Source organism: Terrisporobacter petrolearius (assembly GCF_020748185.1).
Lineage (GTDB): Bacteria > Bacillota > Clostridia > Peptostreptococcales > Peptostreptococcaceae > Terrisporobacter > Terrisporobacter petrolearius.
In genome coordinates this window covers 1-255 of the sequence record NZ_JAHZMO010000235.1, presented here as the reverse complement: position 1 = coordinate 255, position 255 = coordinate 1, and the positions used below count along the sequence as shown (strand labels likewise).

The window sequence follows — 255 nt, the reverse complement described above, 5'->3', positions numbered from 1 at the left end:
TCAAAGGGTGATTTTAGTGTTAGTGGAACTACTGTAGATACAAATGCACCAGAAATAGATGAGAGCACATTAAAAGTAGATAAGACAGATGTAACAGTAGGAGATGTAGTGAAAATAAGCATAAAGGTAACAGATGAAACAGGAATAGAGGATGCTTTTATGTTTTATAGAATGCCAATATCAGGTAATTCGAAGTATATATATTTAAAATATAATAATGAAACAGATAGATATGAAGGTAGTTATGAGGTAAAT

Annotated in this window: 1 protein-coding gene; it reads left to right on the top strand. The window is 30.2% G+C overall.

Features of this window, described 5'->3' with window-relative positions; genetic code table 11:
• Positions 1-255, top strand: a 255-nt coding sequence (locus K0040_RS20460) for a hypothetical protein (RefSeq protein WP_228110483.1), incomplete at both ends; no start/stop codon positions are given.